An 18,815-nucleotide genomic window follows, 5' to 3' on the forward strand; every position below is an offset into this window, starting at 1 on the left:
ACGTAGGACCAGGTCCACCCGAGGACGGAGTTGCGGTACCGGGTCTGCGTGCCCTTGCGGACGAGGAGACGGAGCAGGTAGCGCCAGGTGAAGACGTCGAGGATCCCGCGGCCCCGGCCGGGGGTGCGGAACTCGCTCAGGTCAAGCGTGGTCACGGGGGTGGGCGGTCCTTCGACTCGGGAACGGGCGGAGCCTCCGCCCTCGGCATCGTAGCGTGCGGGTCCCGACGCCGTGGCTCGACCGGCCGCCCCGACCGGGCCCTCCCCGGGGACGCCAGTCGGTACGCTCGGCCCATGCGGCAGCTCCTCGTCACCGGCGGTGCGGGTTTCATCGGCTCCAACTTCGTCCACCACGTCGTGGCCCACACCGACCTCTCGGTGACGGTGCTCGACCACCTCGGCTACGCCGGTCACCGGGAGTCCCTCGCCGGGCTCCCCGAGGCGCGGGTCGGGCTCGTCGTGGGCGACGTCGCCGACGCCGAGCTGGTCGACCGGCTCGTCGCCCAGGCCGACGCGGTGGTGCACTTCGCGGCCGAGTCGCACAACGACAACTCGCTGTCCGACCCGAGCCCGTTCGTCACGACGAACCTCGTCGGCACGTTCACGCTGCTCGAGGCCGCACGTCGTCACGACGTCCGGCTGCACCACATCTCGACCGACGAGGTGTACGGCGACCTCGAGCTCGACGACCCCGAGCGGTTCACCGAGTCCACCCCGTACAACCCCTCGAGCCCGTACTCGGCCACGAAGGCGGGCTCGGACCTCCTGGTGCGGGCGTGGGTGCGCTCGTTCGGCGTCCGGGCGACGCTCAGCAACTGCTCCAACAACTACGGTCCGCGCCAGCACGTCGAGAAGTTCATCCCGCGGCAGGTGACGAACCTGCTCGACGGCGGCCGGGCCAAGCTCTACGGCCGTGGCCTGAACGTGCGCGACTGGATCCACGCCGACGACCACAGCAGCGCGGTCCTGGAGATCGTGCAGCACGGCCGGATCGGCGAGACCTACCTGGTGGGAGCCGACGGCGAGCGCAGCAACCGCGAGGTCGTCGAGCTCATCCTCACGCTGATGGGTCTGCCGTCGGACGCCTACGACCACGTGACCGACCGCGCCGGGCACGACCTGCGCTACGCGATCGACTCCACGAAGCTGCGCACCGAGCTCGGCTGGACGCCGCGGTACACCGACTTCGAGCAGGGGCTGGCGGCGACGATCGACTGGTACCGCGAGAACGAGGCGTGGTGGCGGCCGCAGAAGGAGGCCACCGAGGCCCGCTACCGCGAGCTCGGCCACGTCTGACCCGGGCCGGCAGCCTGCCCCGGGACCGACGGTCAGGACGTGGGCGTGCGCACGTCCTCGGCCTGCGGCGCGGTGGCGCTGTTCTCGGCGGCGAACGTCTGCGCAGCTCCCCCGCGCACGTCGGGGCGCACGAGGCGCAGGAGCCGGCCGCGACGCTGCGTGAGCCACAGCGCGGCGCCGGCGACCCGGTGCTCGACGGTCGCGAGCAGCGTGGTGCGCTCGGTGCCGTCCGTGAACGCGAAGTGCCGGTAGAGGATCCGCCGGAACCCGTCGCGCCACGACCCGGGCAGCTCGGGATAGGCCGGCAGCCCGTCGGACCGTCGCTGCTCGACGAGCCCGCGGACCCGCTCGACCCAGGTGTCCTCGGACGGGTCGTGGAAGTAGTTGTCGACGCACCAGGCCGGGTCGGCGTGGGCGAAGCGACCCGCCACCACGTCGTCGAGCGAGCCCAGCAGCCCGCTGCCCTGCAGGGCCAGGTTGATCTGCTCGACCCCGACGCCGAAGTCGTCGAGGGCCACGGCGGGCACCCCGCACGCGACGGCCTCGAGCAGCGCGGTGGAGCTGACGGTGACGAACGCCCCGGCGCGCTCCAGGTGCTCGTGCATGGGACCCGTGCGGACGACGAGGTTCGCCGGCCGGTCGTCGAGCGACTCGACGAGGTCCTCCAACGGCACCTGCTCGTGGTGGGTCTGCGCCTCGCCGCGGTGGGCCCGCACCTTGACCACGACCTCGCGGTCGGGGTGGGCGCGGGCGGCGTCGGCGAGCCGGGAGACGAGGTGCGTGCGCTCCGCGGCCGAGGCGGGCACGAGAGCCTGCGCGGCGAAGACCACCGGCCCGTCGGCGCGCGGCGGCACGGGCTCGTCCAACGTCGAGCGCCCCAGGTAGGGCAGGTGGCCGAGCTCGAAGCGGTCGGGCAGCTCGAGGCGCCGGCTCGCGTGACGGAACTCGCGCAGCTCACGGCGGCTGTGCACGACGAACACGTCGGCGGCCCGCCGGAAGCCGAGCCCGTAGGGCAGCACGGGCACGCCGACGCCCGGCAGCCCGGTGACGATCACCGGGCGGCCGGGCACGTTGTCGACGACCGACGTGGCCGCCTGCACGGTCCAGCCACGCGCCGACAGCACGAGCACGTCAGGGCGCTCGGACTGCAGACGTCGCCGTAGGTCGGCGAGTCCGACCACGTCGGGCGTGCTGCCGGCGGCAGCGGTCCCGGCCAGCGCGTCGGCCAGCTGCGAGGCGCTCGGCGCAGCCGTGCTGCGGGCGACCACCAGGTCCACGCGCCAGTCGTCCGGGAACCGGTCCCCCAGCGCCGCACCCCACTTGACGTAGGAGTCGGTGTCGCAGAGGACCAGCACCCGGACGACGTCGGCCTGGCTCACGAGGCGGCGATGACCGCGTCCGTGTGGCGCCGCAGGCGGGCCATCGGCTTGTGCTCGCCCGGCATGACGCGCTTGACGCCGTCGCCGAGCGCGAGCTCGACGGTGCGGATGTCGCGGACGAGGTCGACGAACGGCTGCGGCTCCAGGCTGGCCGCCTGGTCCGAGCCCCACATCGCGTTGTCGAGCGTGATGTGCCGCTCGACCGCGACCGCGCCGAGGGCGACGGCCGCGAGGGAGATCTCGAGGCCGGTCTCGTGGCCGGAGTACCCGACCGGGACGCCGTAGCGCTCCTGCAGCGTGTGGATGGTCCGCAGGTTGGCCTCCTCGGCCGGCAGCGGGTACGTCGACGTCGCGTGCAGGATGACGAGCTGGTCGGTGTCGAGCACCTCGACCGCACGGTCGATCTGCTCGAGCGTGCTCATGCCGGTCGACAGGATGATCGGCTTGCCCGTCTCGTGCAGGGCGGCCAGCATCTCCAGGTCGGTCACCGACGCCGAGGCCACCTTGTGGCACGAGACGCCGAGCTCCTCCAGGAACTCCACGGCGGGCACGTCCCACGGCGACGCGAACCAGTCGACGCCGCGGTCGGCGGCGTGCGCCGCGATCTGCGCGTACTGCTCGGCCTCGAACTCCACGCGGTAGCGGTAGTCGAGGTAGGTCATCTCGCCCCACGGCGTCTGCCGCACGACGTGACGCATGTCCTCGGGCGTGGAGATGTGCGGGGTCCGCTTCTGGAACTTGACGGCCTGCGCTCCCGCGCGGGCGGCGACGTCGATGAGCTCCTTCGCCACCTCGACGTCACCGTTGTGGTTGATGCCGATCTCGCCGATGACGTACGTGGGACGCCTCCGTCCGACGATCGCGTCGCCGATCTTCACCCATTCAGCCATGATCCGGTCCCTCCTGTGTCGTGTCCGTGACGGACGAGTCCTTCGCCGCGAGCACGCGGTCCGCGAGCTCGCGCACCGCTCCCTGCCCCCCGGGTCGACGCAGCACGTGGCGTGCGGCGACCCGGCAGGCCGGGTGGGCGTCGGCCGGTGCGACCGGCCAGCCCACGGCAGCCAGGACCTCGACGTCGGTGACGTCGTGGCCCAGGTAGGCGATGTCCTGCAGCGCGACGTCGTGCTCGCGCGCCCACGTGCGCAGGGCCGTGAGCTTGTCGGGGGTGCCCTCGAGGTGCACGGCACCGAGGGCCTGGGCGCGGCGTGCCGCGACCGCGTCGGGTCCGTCGGTCAGCACCACGACGGGTCGGTCCGAGCGCAGCAGCCGCTCGACGCCCTCGCCGTCGGCGCGGTGCACGAGGGCCGTCTCGCGACCGTGGGCGTCGAGCGCCACCCGGCCGTCGGTGTGCACGCCGTCGAAGGCCGTGACGACGACGTGTGCCGCGACGGGCGACGCCGACGGGTCCGAGCCGACCGCGCGTCGGTGCTGCAGCAGCTCCTCGGCGAGGCGCAGGTCCTGCTCGGTGTCGATCTCGAGCGCGTCGGCCTGGTCGACCTCGACCATCGCGACCCGGCCGAAGAAGCGGTGGCCGTGCCGGCGGAAGCCCTCGGTCCGCATGACGTAGAAGGCGCCGGTCTCCTGGAACTGCGGCTCCATGTCCTGGCGGCGCTGCCGACGGTGCATGTCGTGGTTGACGCCCTCGGGGCCGTGCTCGCCGTGGCGCCACAGGTGCGCGTGGGTGCGGACCACGCTGAACGCGACGTCGTGGTCGCCGTCGCGGACCAGGGCCACGGCCTCCGCCACGCGCGCCGGGTCGACGAAGGGGCTCGTGGCCTGGGCGAACACGACGACGTCGGGCAGCCGGCCGATCGACTCGAGGTGGTCGAGCGCGTGGGCCACCGCCGACTCCGAGCTCGCCGTGTCGCCGGCGATCTGCTGGGGGCGGTCGACCGTGCGGGCCCCCGCCGAGCGCGACGCGTAGGCGATCTCGGCGTCGTCGGTCGTGACGACCACGTGGTCGATGCCGTCGACCGCGCGCAGGGTGCGGACGGCCCGCACGACGAGCGGCTCGCCGCCGACCGGGCGCAGGTTCTTGCGCGGGACGCCCCGGGACCCACCACGTGCCGGGACGATGGCGCACACGCTGGCGTCGCCCGGGTCCGCACGACGGCGCACGGGCAGGGGGTGGTGGAGGGTCATAGGACGAGACGTTAGGGAGCCGGCCCGACGCGCAGGTGAACGAACAGGGCAGGTTCGGCGAACGTCGCGTGGCGTCCCGACCCCGTCAAGAGGGTTGTGGGACGAGGCGGTGGACATCCGGTGAAGCACCGACGAACCCCCGGACAACAGTGCCCGCAGGCGGCCGCTCGGCCTCGGAGCAGCGCCGTCACCGGGGCTAGCGTGCCTACGTGCACGACACCACAGACTCCCCCACCGCGCTCGTCGTCGCGGCGTTCGACTCCCAGCTCAAGTGGGCCGCGGCGCTCTGGACGCAGCTGCGCGACCGAGGCTTCCAGGTCCGGGTCGTGGCGCCGCGCAGCATGGCCACGCTGTCGCCGGCGCAGATCTCGGCGACGGGGGTCGACACCGTCGACGTCGTCCCCGACGACGACCTGGTCGCGCTGGCGCAGGCGCACGACGTGGTGGTCTTCGCGCTCTCCGGCCCCTCCGTGCACCGGTTCACGCTCGACCTCGCCGAGGCCGCGGGCGACGGACCGCGCCCGGTCGTGGTCGCGGGCTGGGTGGGCGTGATCATCGAGAAGATCACCGCCGGCTACCTCGACCGGTGCGCGGCCGACGTCGTGGCGGTCAACGCGCGCCACGAGCTCGAGCACTTCCTGCACGTGGCGTCACGGCTCGACATCGCGCCCGGCAACCTGCTGCTCACGGGGCTGCCCATCCTCAGCACCTCGCCCGCACCGCAGCAGACCGGACCGGTGCGCACGGTGCTGTTCGCCGACCAGCCGACGGTCCCGGCCAGCCCGGTCGACCGGTTGCACCTGTACCGACGCCTCGCCGAGCACGCCCGCCGGCACCCGGACCGCCAGGTCCTGCTCAAGCCGCGTCACCGCCGCGGCGAGGGCACCTTCCACCGGATGCACCACCACCCGGAGGACCTGCTCGCCCACGACGACCTGCCGCCGAACTTCGCCGTCACGTACCGGCCGGTGCCGGAGCTGCTGGAGGAGGCCGACCTGCTCGTGACGGTGTCGTCGACGGCCTGCCTCGAGGCGGTGGACCGCGGACGTCGTGTCGCGCTGGTGCTCGACCTCGGCGTGCACGAGCGGCTGGGCAACCACGTGCTCCTCGACTCCGGCCTGCTGCGCACCTTCGACCAGGTCAACGCCGACGACCTCGGCACGCCCGACCCCGACTGGGTCGACAGCTGGTTCGGCGGACGCGACGTCGCGCCGGCCGTGGCCGTGGTGGACCGGGTGGAGGAGCTGCTCGCCACGGGCGAGCGACCCTCGCGCGACGCGCTGCGCTCCGCCTACCTGCGCAGCGCCCTCGCGCTGCACCGCGAGCAGCGCGACGGCGGACGACCCGCACCCCCGACGGCCTGGGAGCGCCGCACCCGCACGCACGGACTGGCCAAGGGCGCCGCCGTCCACGTCGGGTTCGAGTGGGTGCCGCCCGCGGTGCAGAAGCCGGTCCGGCGCTGGTGGCGGGAGCACCGCCCCCTGGGGTGAGACCGACGACTCAGCCGGGCTCGACGGCGCGCTGCTCCGCCTTCCAGCGCCGGAACCCCTCCTCCGTCGCGCCGAGCCGCCAGTAGGCGGACACCGACAGGTCGCCTCGGGCGACGCGCTCGCGGACGTAGGGGCGCACGGTCTTCAGCAGCCGCGACTCACCGTGCACGAAGGCCTGGACCCGTCCCTCGGGCCACGGCCAGGCCCGGACGGCGTCGTCGAGCAGCGTCGTCGTGCCGGCTGCGGCCTCGCCGCGGTGCAGCCAGCGCAGGTCGACGTCGGCGACGGTGTGCACGTCGAGCTCGTCGTCGGGGCCGTCGACCTCGCAGAACACGGTGGCGCGGGCTCCGGCGGGCAGGGCCTCCAGGGTCGCGGCGATGGCGGGCAGGGCCGACTCGTCGCCGACGAGGAGGTGGTGGTCGGCGGCCGGGTCAGGCGCGTAGGCGCCGCCGGGACCGCGGACGTGGATGGTCGCGCCGGGACGCACCTGCGCCGCCCACGGGCCGGCCACGCCCTCGTCGCCGTGCAGCACCACGTCGACCCAGAGCTCGCGGGCCTCGAGGTCGAGCCGACGGACGGTGTAGGTCCGCAGCACCGGCCAGACGTCGCTCGGCAGGCTCGTCCGCACCTCGTCGAGGTCGAGCGGGTCGGGGTAGGTGACGCCGTCGGCCAGGAACACGAGCTTGACGTAGGAGTCGGCCCATCCGGACCACCGGGCGGCGAGCGCGTCGAAGCCGCGCGCGACGTCGCCGTCGCCGAGGACGAGGCGGCGCAGGTGCGGCCCCACGTCCTGCACGTCGAGCACGGTCAGATGGGCGGGGTGCGACACGGACACGCAGGTAGCCTATCCAGGTGACCGATGCCAGCGCCCCGTCCACCGAGTCCCCCTCCGCGCCGGCTGGTCCGGCCATCGACACCTCTGCGTTCGATCCCGCGACCCGCCCTCAGGACGACCTCTTCCGGCACGTGAACGGACCCTGGCTGCGCGACGCGCCCATCCAGCCCGACCGCGCCACGGCCGGCGCGTTCGTGACGCTGGTCGACGAGGCCGAGCGGGTCGTGCGCGGCATCGTCGAGTCCTGCCGCGACGCACTCGACGACCCGGCCGCCGACCTCGACGCCGACGAGCGCAAGATCGGCGAGCTCTACGCCAGCTTCATGGACACCGACCGCATCGACGCGCTCGGCACCGAGCCGCTGCAGGACGACCTGCACCGCATCGACGGCGTCGCCGACGTGCCCACCTTCGTCGAGGTGCTGGGCCACCTGGAGCGCTCCGGCGTGGCGAGCGTCGTCGGCCTGTACATCGCGCCCGACCGCGGCAACCCCGAGCGGTACGTGACCCACGTCGTGCAGAGCGGCCTGGGCCTGCCCGACGAGTCGTACTACCGCACCGACGAGACCGCCGAGGTCCGGGCCGCCTACCGCGACCACCTCGAGCGGATGTTCACCCTCGGCGGCTTCGAGTCGCCCGCCGACCGCGCGGCGCGCGTCCTCGACCTCGAGACCCAGGTCGCCGCGCACCACTGGGACCGGGTCGCGTGCCGCGACGCGCAGCGCACCTACAACCTCCTCGACCGCGACGGCCTGCAGGCCCTGCTCGGTCCGCTCGACCTGACCACGTGGAGCACGGCCGCCGACATCCCGGCGTCGGTGCTCGAGGAGGCTGTCGTGTCGCAGCCGTCGTACCTCGAGGGCCTCGCCGGGCTGCTGACGGTCGAGCACCTCCCCGCGTGGCGCGACTGGCTGCGCTGGCAGGTGCTGCACGCCGCCGCGCCCTACCTGCCGGCCGCGTTCGTGGAGGAGAACTTCGCCTTCTACGGCCGCACGTTGAGCGGCACCGACGAGCTGCGCCCGCGCTGGAAGCGTGGCGTGGGCTTCGTGGAGTCCGCGATGGGCGAGGCGATCGGCCGCATCTACGTGCGCACCGAGTACCCGCCGACCGCGAAGGAGCGGATGGACGACCTCATCGCGCACCTCGTCGAGGCCTACCGTCGCAGCATCTCCGCCCTGCCCTGGATGAGCGAGGCGACGCAGACCGAGGCGCTGGCCAAGCTCGACGCGTTCACCCCCAAGGTGGGCCACCCGGAACGCTTCAAGGACTACACCGCGCTCGAGACCGACCCGACCGACCTCCTGGGCAACGCCCGTCGGTCGCTCACGGTCTCGATGGACCGCGAGCTGGCGAAGATCGGCCGGCCCATCGACCGCGACGAGTGGTACATGACGCCGCAGACGGTCAACGCCTACTACAACCCCACGATGAACGAGATCGTGTTCCCCGCCGCCATCCTGCAGCCCCCGTTCTTCCACCCCGACGCTGACGACGCCGTCAACTACGGGGCGATCGGCGCGGTGATCGGTCACGAGATCGGTCACGGCTTCGACGACCAGGGCAGCCACTACGACGGCACGGGCGCCCTGCGGAACTGGTGGAGCGACGAGGACCGTGCCGCGTTCGAGAGCCTCACCGCGGCGCTCGTGGAGCAGTACGGCGCGCTGTCGCCCGACGGCGCCGACGGCCAGAAGGTCAACGGCGAGCTGACGATCGGCGAGAACATCGGCGACCTCGGCGGACTCGGCATCGCCTACCCGGTCCGCCGGCTCACCGTCGACCCGCACTCCCCGCCGGAGTTCCGGTGCAACCAGGTGGTGCGCAACATCGACGCCTTCCACGAGGCGTTCGGTACCACCTCGGCCGACGCCCTGTGGCTCGACCCGGAGGACCGCGTCACCATCTGGGCCTCGTGAGCGCCGCGGAGGTCGCGCAGCGCCGCGTCCTGCGGGTGCTGGTGGTCGTGCAGGTGGTCGGCGGCATCGGCAGCGGCGCCGGCCTCGCGGTCGGCGTGCTGCTGCTGCGCGAGGTGTCGGGGTCGTCGGGCTGGGCCGGCATGGCCACCGTCATGCTGACGCTCGGTGCGGCGCTCGCGACCGTGCCGCTCGCGACCCTCGCCGTCCGGGCCGGCCGCCGGCCCGCCCTGACGGTGGGCTGGTTCCTCGGCGCGGCCGGCGCGGCGATCGTGGTGCTGGGGGCCACCGCCGACAGCCTCGTGCTCGTGCTGGTCGGCCTGCTGCTGTGCGGCGTCAGCACCGCGGCGACGCTGCAGTCGCGCTTCGCGGCCACCGACCTCGCGGCCAGCCACCAGGTCGGCCGCTCGCTCTCGCTCGTCACCTGGGCGACGACGGTCGGCGCCGTGCTCGGCCCGAACCTCACCGGCCCGGGCACGTCGACCGCCCGTGCGCTCGGCGTTCCCGACCTGGCCGGGACCATGGTCTTCGCCTGCGTGGCGTTCCTCCTGGCCGGCCTGATGAACCTCCTGCTCCTGCGGCCCGACCCGCTGCCGCCCACCCGACGCGACGGCATGGAGGTCGCAGTGCCGCGGGTGCGGTCCGCGCTCCCCCACGTCCGCGGCGAGACCCGCACGGCCGTCGTCACGATCGCGCTCGCGCACGCCGTGATGGTCTCCGTCATGGCACTGACGCCCGTGCACATGCAGGACCACGGCGCCGCGGTCGAGGTGATCGGCCTGACCATCAGCCTGCACATCGCGGGCATGTACGCGCTGTCGCCGGTGATGGGCTGGCTCGCCGACCGCTGGGGACCGGCCCGCACGATCCTCGCCGGTCAGCTCGTCCTGCTGCTCGCCGTGGTCGTCTCGGGCACGTCGGGCGACTCGCAGGTGCAGATCACCGTCGGACTGGTGCTGCTCGGCCTCGGCTGGTCGGCCGCCGTGATCGCCGGTGCCGCGCTGCTCACCGCCTCGACGCCGCCCGACGTGCGTCCGCTGGTCCAGGGGCTGGGCGACCTGACGATGAACCTGTCGGGGGCGGCCGGTGGCCTGCTCGCCGGCGTCCTCGTCGCGTGGCAGGGGTTCGGGACGCTGAACGCCGTCGCCGGCACCCTCGTCGTGCCCGTGGTGCTGCTGGTCGTGGCCGGTCGCCGTGCGGCGACGCAGGTCAGCGTCGGAACACGCTGAACCGGACGCGGTCCCACAGGCCCAGCACGCGGTCGTACCACCAGTCCGCGACGCGGTCGGCCACCGCGTAGCGCACGTCGGCGGTGCGGTCGAGCACGGGCCACGCGAGGTCGGCCACCCGCTCGCCGAGCGCCGCCCAGCGGTCGTCGCTGACGAACAGGCCGGTCACGGCGATGACGGCCAGCGACGACCATGGGGTCGCGAGGACGACGGCGAAGAGGACGTTCACGCCGATCGCGACCCCGGCGACGAGGTTGCGCGTCTCGCGACGCAGCAGCATCGGGGCGAAGAACAGCTGCACCGCCAGCACCGTCCAGGTGAGCAGCGCGAGCAGCACGGTCGCGTTCGAGAGCAGGTCCGAGAGCCACGGGAACGGACGGAACTCGGGCAGCTGCAGCGTCGTGTACAGGGCGGTGCCCTGCTGCCACACCGGCTGGGAGGCCTTGTCGAGACCGCCCGCCAGGTAGGCCAGCACCGTCTGCGCACCGAGGCCGACGAGACCGACGTTGTGCAGCCCCGTGCGCAGCCAGTCCGGTGCGACGTCGTCGCTCTCGCGCGGCTCGAGCCGGTTGGCGTCGAGCGACCAGACGTCGGCGGTGCGCATGAGCAGCATCCACAGCAGCGTGAGCCGCACGAGGTTGTCGCCGATCGACCCGAGCACCGGGTTCTGCGCCGTCACCGCGATGAAGCCGAGCAGCACGACGATGGTCATGGCCTTGGCCCGCCAGCCGAGGACGAGGCCCACGGCCGCGAGCATGACGACCACGTACACGACGGTGAGGAGGTCGCCGCTGACCCCGTCGAGCAGCGACACCTCGGGGAAGCGGCTGACGGCCCGCGCCGGCTCGGCCCACGCCGAGGCGTCTCCGACCCACACCTGACGGGTCGAGTAGTTGGTGACGAGCAGGCCGAGCACGGACAGACCCACGAGGATGCGCGCGAGCGCGACCGCGTGGAGGGCGTGCCGCTCCGCCGTCAGCCACCGCTCGGCGGAGCGGCGGGTGCGTGCCAGCGCGTCCCTCAGACGCCACAGCGTGCTCATCGGTCGACCCCCAGGTATCCGTCGAACGCGGACTGTGCCTCCGCCGAGCCCCGCACGGCGGCACGCCATCCGGCGTCGAACCACTCGAACGGCACCGACGACACCCGCTGGGCGTCGCGGTCGGCGTGCGGCGGGACGGTCCGGCGGGCCACGCGGTACTGCACCTGCACGACCCGGCGGTCGGTGTAGGCCTGCGTGTACAGCGACGCGAAGCGCGTCGCCATCGTGTCGAGGTCGGCGTAGGCGGCGACGTCGGCGGGGCGCACGCCGGCCGACGCCAGCGCGCCGCGCAGCGTCTCCGGCGGACGTCCGACCGTCGACTCGAGCACGACCTGGCGGCCCGAGCGGCCGAGCGCGAACATCGCGTTGTTGAGGTTGGTGGCGAGCCGGCGGCCGGCGAGGTGGACGCGGGCCGGCGCGACGTCGTCGCGGGTCCGGGTCAGGTCGGCCTTCGTGACGTCGAGCCAGGGCGTGAGCGCCAGCGTCTGCGGTCCGGTGCGCACCCGCGCACGCACCCAGAGCGCCTCGTCGACCCGTTGGGCGCTCGGCTCGAGCAGGTCCCACGACTGACGGAAGTAGGGGTCGACGTAGGTGGCGAGCAACGAACCGCCGGCGACGTCGCGCACGGGTCCGCGCGGGGCGAGCCAGAGTGCGACCAGCAGCGAATGCACCAGGGCCAGCACCGCGAGGGCCACGATCAGCGTCGCGCGCCAGTCGTGCCGGTCCTCCTCGGCCTGGCGTGCACCGTCGCCGTCACCTCCCGCCACCGCCATGCCTCCATCGTAGGTCCGGACAGACGCCTGCCCGGCGACCGCGAGCGGTCACCGGGCAGGCGTCGTGGATTGCAGCGTCAGAGCGACATGCGACGACGCTCGTTGATGAGCACCGCGGCGCCGAAGAGCACCAGGCCCAGACCCAGCAGCCAGAAGGGCAGCAGGTTCGGGGCGCCCGTGCTGGGCAGCGTGGTGGTCACGTCGGCGTCGGCCTGCGCATCGGCGTCCGCGACCGCGTCGGCCTGGGCGTCGGAGGCAGCGTCCGCGATCGGCGAGGTCGACGCTGGCGAGCTGACCACCGAGCAGGTCGACGCGCAGCGCGCCCTGACGGTAGTACGTGCCGGTCGCGGCGGCGGCCAGGACGCCGGCGCTCTCGCCGCCCGCGGACAGCGTGGGCGTCGTGGACGTCGACTGCGTGTTGGCCGTCAGCTTCACGATCTTGGCCAGGTCGGGCGCGAGGTCGCCGAGCAGGTCGTCGATCGGCGCGCCGATCTGCTGCACCGCGTCGGTGACCTGCTTGAGGATCGCCGTCAGCGGGTCGGTGAGCGCACCGAGGTCGGACTCCGGGATGACCGTCGTGCCGGCCACCGTGACCTGCAGGCTGACCTTGCCGATGTTGGTGACGATGTCGTCGATCGCGTTGTTCAGGACGTTCGTGATCTTGCCGGCGATCAGGTCGCTGGTGATGTACTGCACGAGGTCCGTGTTCGGCGGGAGGTTGTTGATGTCGATGCCGGCCGCCTGCAGGATCTTGGCGAGGTCGAGCGAGATCGTGCCGTTCGCCAGGTCGACGGCCACGCCGTCGCTGGAGAAGCTCTTGAGGCCGTTCGTGACATCCGCCAGACCCTTGACCTGGACGGTCACCAGCTGGGCGAGCGTCTCGTTCGTCAGGATCGCGCCGATCTGGGGCGGCAGGTTGCAGAGGTTGACGTTCGAGACGCCGAGCAGCGTCAGGACCGGCTCGAGCGCGTCGCCGACGGCGCCGAGGCCGAGGCTGTCGAGCTGCGCCAGGAGGGTGCTCGTCGTGACGTTCAGCGTGTTGCCGATCACCGGGCACAGCGAGGCCGGGCTGATGGTGATGTCGTTCGCCTTGTCCAGACCGCCGAGCGCGGTGGAGAGGTCGGGGATCAGGTCGGCGAGCAGCGGGACCTTGACGTCCAGCGTGGCGCTGCCGATCTGGTAGTCGCGCGTCAGGTCGCCCTTGTCGATGACCGCGGAGCCGGACAGCGCGCCGAGGGACAGGTCGACACCGGCGAGCTCGTCGTTGATGCCGTTCAGCAGGCCGCCGTCGAGCGAGATCTTGGCGTTCGAGGGGAACTCGCCGTTGCCGGGGGCCAGGATCGCGCCGGTGTTGTTCACGGCACCGCTGGCCGCGGCGGCGGAGTTGGTCTGCGGGGCGGCGGCGTAGTGGTTCGCGACGCCGGCCGAGCCGTTGCCCGGGCTCAGGAAGTCGGCCAGGTTGAGGTCGATCCCGCCGGGGATGTTGATCGGGATGGCCTGCAGCACCGTCAGCGACAGCGGGTTGGTGTTCGGACCCGGGTCGCCGGGGTTGTCGGCCGAGGTGCCCTCCAGCTCCGCGATGGCGTCGAGGTTGGTGCCGCCGATCGTGCCGCTGAGGAAACGGCTGGTCGCGTGCGACTCCGTCTCGTCGGCCGCGTTGGCGGAGAAGGCCGCCGCTGAGGTGATGAGCAGGGTGCTCAACCCGAGGGCGAGGGTGTTCCTGCCGAGCTTGTTCATCGTGGAGTGACTCCCATGTCGCTGTGTCTTGCGGTGCGCTTCTTGGGGGAAGAGCTGCGGACCGCGGGCCGGTGCAACGCCCGCCTCAGCGGTCGTTGCCGCACATCTTACGCAGATCTCAGGTCAGCGTGCGCATCGGCTGTCACCTGAGACACATCACACAGCGTTGCGCAGATCAACCACGTGCGCGTCGTCGGGCCGGCCGCGACGTCGCGCCCACCATGCCCGGCACCACCGCCCGCCCCGCTGCCACGAGGCGTCGCTGACGAGCATCATGTCGACCGCGATCATGACGAGCGAGAAGTACATGATCCCCATGAACACGCCGATCCCGAGGTGCATGCCGGTGACGACCACGAGGGACACGGCCCGGGTGCTGCGGTACAGCAGCAGCACGGGGAACAGCAGCTGGACGACGATGGCGGTCCAGGTGGCGGCCATGACGACGGGTGACGCGCTCGAGAGCGGGTGCAGCAGGTCGCGCCAGGGCGAGTACGCCTCGGTCTGCAGCGGGTAGTAGACGGCCGTGCCGTCGAGCCAGAGGTCGCTCTGCACCTTCCACAGCGCCGAGCCCACGTAGACCATGACGACCTGGTGGATGATCAGGACCACGGCCACGTTGTGGAGCGTGGTCGAGAGCCAGCCGGGCAGCACCGGCCGCAGCTCCCCGCGTCGGGCGCGCAGCCAGGCGTCGACGGAGAGGTGCCGGCCGGAGTCGGTGAAGCAGGCGTACAGCAGCACCATGCGCAGTACCGCGTCGCCGCCGGAGCCGACGAACGGGTTGCAGACGTACAGCGACATCCACAGGAACAGCGTCAGCAGCGCCGACGCGCGGGTCCAGAGGCCCACCATGAGCAGCACGCCCGCCAGCACGGTGAGCAGGTACAGCGCGTCGAAGCTCGCGCCGTGGGCCTGCTGGAAGATGCCGAGGAATCCCGGCCAGGACTTCACGTCGCGCACGCCCTGCGTCCACGTCGCGCCGTCGCCCCACGTGTAGTGGCGGTCGGACCAGTTGGCGAGCAGCTGCGTCCAGACGATCAGACCGAGCACGATCCGCGTGATGGCGAGGCCGCGGGTGGCGTGCTTGCGGGCGGTCAGCCAGGTCCAGACCCGGTCGCCGACGCCGTTCACCGGTGCCTCCGCAGGAAGTCGGCGACCACGGCGCGCTCGGCGGCGTCGCCGCGCAGCGGGGTGCGCCAGCCGTTGATCCGCTGGACGGGTGTGGGACGCGCGGTCTGCCGCTCCGCGGCCGAGCCGTGCCGCGCCGCCCACGGCGTGACGTCCTGGCTGCGCGTCGCGTACCGGACGGCCACGAGGCGGCGTCCGGGGTGGGCGGCCTCCAGCGCGTCGGTGGCCAGCTCGGTCGTCGCGCGGTCGTAGGCGAGGTAGAGGGCCACCTGCGCGTCGTCGAAGCGGTCGTTCGAGCCCGCGCGCAGCTCACGGTCGAGCCGCCTCCAGGTCAGGACCTTGGCGGGGTCGACGACGTCGGCGACCTTGCGCTGGGGCTCGTCGAGCGCCGCGTAGCGGTTGGCCAGTGGACCGTAGAGCTTGTTGGTGACGTAGCCGGCGCGACCGCCGACGAGGCGGTGACGCACGAGGTCGAGCTCGACGTCGGTCCAGTCCAGCCATGGCGTGACCTCGGTCCGGCCGTCCTTCTCGTAGGCCCCCTGGAAGCGCACGACCCGGTCGGACGCGATGGGGTTCGGGGCGAACAGCCGCCAGTTCTGCGAGAAGTAGGCACCGAGGTAGGACGTCGCAGGTCGGGCGGCGTCGGAGTACGCGTTCGGCGGCAGGGCGGCCGCGGTGACGGCGAGCAGGTGCGCGGCACCGAGCGCGACGACCACGCCGACGACCGCGACACGCCACCGGGAGGGACGCGAAGGCGCGTCGACCGACTCGTGCTGCACCCGGTCACGGTACTCGCCGGACCCGCGCGAGGATGGCCACATGCACGTACGGACCGTCTCGCCCCACGACCCCGACGTCGCGGCGCTGCTCGACGAGCACCTCGCCGAGATGCGGGCGACGTCACCGCCGGAGAGCGTGCACGCCCTCCCCCACGACGCGCTGGCCCGACCCGACGTCCGCATGGTCGCCGCCTGGAGCGACGACGAGCCGCCCGTGCTGCTCGGGGTCGGCGCGCTGAGGACGCACGCCGGACTGCTCGGGGAGCTCAAGGCCATGCGGACGACGCACGCCGCCCGGGGTCGGGGTGTCGCGGCCGCCGTCCTGGAGCACCTGATCGACGTCGCCAAGGCCGCCGGGCTCCAGCGGGTCTCCCTCGAGACCGGCGCCGAGGACCACTTCGCACCCGCCCGGCGGCTCTACGCTCGGCGGGGGTTCGTCGAGTGCGGGCCGTTCGCCGGATACGGACCGGACCCGCTCAGCGTCTTCATGACGCTCGACCTCGGGGCCGACGCGACCGCTCAGGCCTCGGGGCCGAAGCTGGCGTTGTAGCGGCGCAGGGTCTGCGCGACGTCGCAGAGGTCCTCGCGGCTCCAGTCCGCGAACCTCTCGCCGAGCATCTCCCGACGGGCGACGTCGACGGCGCGGACCCGGCGACGTCCCTCGTCGCTGACCGACAGGAGCGTCGCGCGGCCGTCGTCCGGGTCGGGCGTCCGGTCGACGAGCCCGAGGTCGAGCAGGTGCTGCACGGAGCGGCTCACCGCGCCCTTGTCGAGGTGGAGGACGTCGCACAGCCCGCTCCCCCGGACCGGGCCGTCTGCCTCGACCTGCACGAGGACGAGGTAGCCGATGGCCTGGAGGTCGGGGTGCACGAGCCGCGCGCGCTCGGTGAGCGCGCGGCGGGCCCGTCGCATCAGCACCCCCACCTCGTGCTCGACGAGCCGGAGCGCGTCGAGCGACGAGGCGGCGGGGGGCACCGTGCCGGCGGTCATCGCAGGCTCGCCACCGTGTCGGCCGGCTGTCCCTCGGTCTCGAGCACGTCCACGTCCTTCTGGATCGTGGTGCGCAGCGGGACCTCCTTGATGAACAGGATGCACACGAGCGCGGCGACCGCGAACGGCGTGGCCACGAGGAAGATGTGCCCGAACGCGTCGCCGAAGGCGGTCTCGTACAGCGTCCGGAACGGCCCCGGGAGCGTGGACAGGTCGGGGATCTGGCCGGTCGAGTGGCTCAGCCGCTCGAGGTCGGCGCGGTCGAGCTGACCGGAGGCGGCGAGCTCGCGGACGCCGTCGGAGACGTTGCCCTTGACGTCGTGGCTCAGGATCGTGCCGAGCACTGCCACGCCGGCGGACCCGCCGAGCGAGCGGAAGAAGGCGACGACGGAGCTGGCGGCGCCCATGTCCTCGAGCCGCGTGTTGTTCTGGACGGCGAGCACCAGGTTCTGCATGGTGGCGCCGAGGCCCAGGCCGACGAGCGCCATGTAGAGGCCGACGACGTACAGCGGGGTGCTCGCGTCGATCGTGCCGAGCAGGCCGAAGCCGATCACGACGAGGAGCATGCCGCCGACCAGCCAGCGCTTCCAGACACCGGTGCGGCTGATGATCCGCCCGGAGGTGATGCTCGAGACGAGCAGGCCGCCGACCATGGCGATCGACATCAGGCCGGCCTCCGTCGGCGTCATGCCGCGCGAGTACTGGAAGTACTGGCTCAGGTAGACCGTGGCACCGAACATCGCGACGCCGATCATGACGGAGGCGAGGGTGGCCAGCGACGTCGTGCGGTCGCGGAAGAGTCGCAGCGGGATGATCGGCTCGCGGGCGAACCGGGCCTCGACGACGAGGGCGAGCGCGATGAGCAGCACGCCACCGACCACGAGCAGGGCCGACGTGGCGGAGACCCACGCGAAGTGCGCACCGGCGAGGGAGATCCAGACGAGCAGGAGGCTGACGCCGCCCATGATGAGCGTGGCGCCGAGGTAGTCGATCGAGACCTCGCGGCGCACGACGGGCAGGTGCAGCGTGCGCTGCAGCAGGACGAAGGCGGCGACGGCGAACGGCAGGCCGACGAAGAAGCAGCCGCGCCAGCCGAGCGGGCTGTCGACGATCACGCCACCGATGAGCGGTCCGCTGACGGTCGCGAGGGCGAAGACGGCGCCGATGTAGCCGGAGTAGCGGCCGCGCTCGCGCGGGCTGACCATCGAGGCGATGACGACCTGCACGAGGGCGGTCAGACCGCCGACGCCGAGACCCTGCACGGCACGGGCGCCGATGAGCACGCCCATGCTCTGGGCGGAGGCGGCGATGAGCGAGCCGATCGTGAAGATGACGAGCGCCACCTGCACGAGCAGCTTCTTGCTGAACAGGTCGGCGAGCTTGCCCCAGATGGGCGTGGTGGCCGTCATGGTGAGCAGCGTCGCGACGACGACCCAGGTGTACCCGGTCTGGCTGCCCTTCAGGTCGGTGACGATCCGCGGCAGGGCGTTCGTGACGACGGTGCTGGACACCATGGCGACGAACATCGCGAGGAGGAGGCCGCTCAGCGCCTCGAGCACCTGGCGATGGGTCATCTCCCCGCTGTCCTCGGACGACGGTGGTGCGGTGGCGGTGGTGGGTTCTGGCACGGCTGCTCTCTCTGCTCGGCTGGACTGGTTGACGACGACAACCATACTCCGATGGTTGTCAACTGCAACCAAGCCTGGCGTGACCTCGGCCACCTCGTCCCTGCGTCGGCCATGATGGGCCCATGACCGCGCTCGGAGTCGCCCTCGTCGCCCTCGCAGCACTGCTGCACGTGTACATCTTCTGGCTCGAGTCCTTCGCGTGGACGACCCCGCGGGGACGCCGCACCTTCGGCCTGCGCCCCGAGGAGGCCGAGGCCACGCGCGAGCTCGCCTTCAACCAGGGCTTCTACAACCTCTTCCTGGCCGTGACGGCCGGCGCAGGAGCCGTGCTCGTGGCGCTCGACGTCACCACCGTCGGCGCCACCCTGGCGTTCACGGGCGCGGGCTCGATGGTCGCTGCCGCCCTCGTCCTCCTCGTGTCGAGCCCCGACAAGGCGCGCGCCGCCGTCGCGCAG

17 protein-coding genes are annotated in these 18,815 nt (G+C 72.7%); 6 read left to right on the plus strand and 11 right to left on the minus strand.

The genetic code is table 11. The features are described from left to right. Positions 1-293 precede the first annotated feature (293 nt). A complete protein-coding gene (rfbB, locus tag A6Q79_RS11750; protein WP_067858863.1) occupies positions 294-1,295 on the plus strand; it encodes a dTDP-glucose 4,6-dehydratase in 1,002 nt (333 codons plus the stop codon). Positions 1,296-1,327: 32 nt separating this feature from the next. Here rfbB and A6Q79_RS11755 read toward each other — a convergent pair whose 3' ends face one another. The 3 genes from A6Q79_RS11755 to A6Q79_RS11765 are packed head-to-tail and all read right to left on the minus strand — an operon-like array spanning position 1,328 to position 4,792. Then, complete coding sequence (locus A6Q79_RS11755) at positions 1,328-2,674, minus strand: DUF6716 putative glycosyltransferase (protein ID WP_317698358.1); 1,347 nt, start codon at positions 2,672-2,674, stop codon at positions 1,328-1,330. Beyond that, positions 2,671-3,564 (minus strand): N-acetylneuraminate synthase family protein, encoded by an 894-nt coding sequence (locus tag A6Q79_RS11760; protein WP_286690389.1) that lies wholly within the window; start codon positions 3,562-3,564, stop codon positions 2,671-2,673. Before A6Q79_RS11760 ends, A6Q79_RS11755 begins: the two co-directional genes overlap by 4 nt. Further along, the gene (locus A6Q79_RS11765; RefSeq protein WP_317698360.1) at positions 3,557-4,792 is read right to left on the minus strand and encodes an acylneuraminate cytidylyltransferase; all 1,236 of its coding nucleotides are present in this window, start codon (positions 4,790-4,792) and stop codon (positions 3,557-3,559) included. The genes A6Q79_RS11760 and A6Q79_RS11765 overlap by 8 nt, the downstream gene beginning before the upstream one ends. Before the next feature lie 233 nt (positions 4,793-5,025). On the opposite strand from A6Q79_RS11765, the gene A6Q79_RS11770 reads away from it, so the two are divergent. Beyond that, positions 5,026-6,306: a DUF6716 putative glycosyltransferase gene (locus A6Q79_RS11770; RefSeq protein WP_289017880.1), complete on the plus strand. Its 1,281-nt coding sequence runs from the start codon at positions 5,026-5,028 to the stop codon at positions 6,304-6,306. Positions 6,307-6,316: 10 nt separating this feature from the next. Here A6Q79_RS11770 and A6Q79_RS11775 read toward each other — a convergent pair whose 3' ends face one another. Next, on the minus strand, positions 6,317-7,141 hold the full coding sequence (locus tag A6Q79_RS11775; protein ID WP_202967665.1) for a siderophore-interacting protein: 825 nt from the start codon (positions 7,139-7,141) through the stop codon (positions 6,317-6,319). 74 nt (positions 7,142-7,215) lie between these two features. Here A6Q79_RS11775 and A6Q79_RS11780 point away from each other — a divergent pair, with 74 nt between their 5' ends. Together A6Q79_RS11780 and A6Q79_RS11785 are read left to right on the plus strand one after the other, a co-directional pair. Beyond that, the gene (locus tag A6Q79_RS11780) at positions 7,216-9,057 is read left to right on the plus strand and encodes a M13-type metalloendopeptidase (RefSeq protein ID WP_317698376.1); all 1,842 of its coding nucleotides are present in this window, start codon (positions 7,216-7,218) and stop codon (positions 9,055-9,057) included. Continuing rightward, complete coding sequence (locus tag A6Q79_RS11785) at positions 9,054-10,283, plus strand: MFS transporter (protein ID WP_286690386.1); 1,230 nt, start codon at positions 9,054-9,056, stop codon at positions 10,281-10,283. Before A6Q79_RS11780 ends, A6Q79_RS11785 begins: the two co-directional genes overlap by 4 nt. Here A6Q79_RS11785 and A6Q79_RS11790 read toward each other — a convergent pair. The 5 genes from A6Q79_RS11790 to A6Q79_RS11810 all read right to left on the minus strand — a co-directional run bounded on the left by A6Q79_RS11790 (position 10,264) and on the right by A6Q79_RS11810 (position 15,742). Then, entirely contained in the window at positions 10,264-11,325 is a 1,062-nt protein-coding gene (locus tag A6Q79_RS11790; protein WP_286690385.1) for an HTTM domain-containing protein, read from the minus strand. The genes A6Q79_RS11785 and A6Q79_RS11790 overlap by 20 nt on opposite strands. Next, positions 11,322-12,098: a DUF5819 family protein gene (locus tag A6Q79_RS11795; protein WP_067858877.1), complete on the minus strand. Its 777-nt coding sequence runs from the start codon at positions 12,096-12,098 to the stop codon at positions 11,322-11,324. Before A6Q79_RS11795 ends, A6Q79_RS11790 begins: the two co-directional genes overlap by 4 nt. Positions 12,099-12,146: 48 nt before the next feature. Further along, the gene (locus A6Q79_RS11800; RefSeq protein WP_317698364.1) at positions 12,147-13,835 is read right to left on the minus strand and encodes a choice-of-anchor G family protein; all 1,689 of its coding nucleotides are present in this window, start codon (positions 13,833-13,835) and stop codon (positions 12,147-12,149) included. Between the two features lie 156 nt (positions 13,836-13,991). Further along, positions 13,992-14,966, minus strand: coding sequence for an HTTM domain-containing protein (locus A6Q79_RS11805; protein ID WP_286690384.1), 975 nt, complete (start codon positions 14,964-14,966; stop codon positions 13,992-13,994). Then, complete coding sequence (locus tag A6Q79_RS11810) at positions 14,963-15,742, minus strand: DUF5819 family protein (protein ID WP_158509207.1); 780 nt, start codon at positions 15,740-15,742, stop codon at positions 14,963-14,965. Before A6Q79_RS11810 ends, A6Q79_RS11805 begins: the two co-directional genes overlap by 4 nt. 40 nt (positions 15,743-15,782) lie before the next feature. On the opposite strand from A6Q79_RS11810, the gene A6Q79_RS11815 reads away from it, so the two are divergent. Then, positions 15,783-16,292 carry a GNAT family N-acetyltransferase gene (locus A6Q79_RS11815; RefSeq protein ID WP_067858889.1) on the plus strand — a complete coding sequence of 170 codons (510 nt, stop codon included), beginning with the start codon at positions 15,783-15,785 and terminating at the stop codon, positions 16,290-16,292. Here A6Q79_RS11815 and A6Q79_RS11820 read toward each other — a convergent pair. Together A6Q79_RS11820 and A6Q79_RS11825 are read right to left on the minus strand one after the other, a co-directional pair. Further along, positions 16,262-16,732 carry a MarR family winged helix-turn-helix transcriptional regulator gene (locus tag A6Q79_RS11820; protein WP_067858892.1) on the minus strand — a complete coding sequence of 157 codons (471 nt, stop codon included), beginning with the start codon at positions 16,730-16,732 and terminating at the stop codon, positions 16,262-16,264. The two genes, A6Q79_RS11815 and A6Q79_RS11820, sit on opposite strands and share 31 nt — an antisense overlap. After that, complete coding sequence (locus A6Q79_RS11825; RefSeq protein ID WP_317698372.1) at positions 16,729-18,360, minus strand: MDR family MFS transporter; 1,632 nt, start codon at positions 18,358-18,360, stop codon at positions 16,729-16,731. The genes A6Q79_RS11820 and A6Q79_RS11825 overlap by 4 nt, the downstream gene beginning before the upstream one ends. Positions 18,361-18,482: 122 nt before the next feature. Between A6Q79_RS11825 and A6Q79_RS11830 the strand changes: the two genes are divergently transcribed. Beyond that, the coding region (locus A6Q79_RS11830) for a DUF1304 domain-containing protein (protein ID WP_317698374.1) at positions 18,483-18,815 on the plus strand (333 nt) is incomplete at its 3' end.

Origin of the sequence: Aeromicrobium sp. REDSEA-S32_B7, assembly GCF_001626145.1 — a bacterium.
Classification (GTDB): Bacteria; Actinomycetota; Actinomycetes; order Propionibacteriales; family Nocardioidaceae; genus Aeromicrobium; species Aeromicrobium erythreum.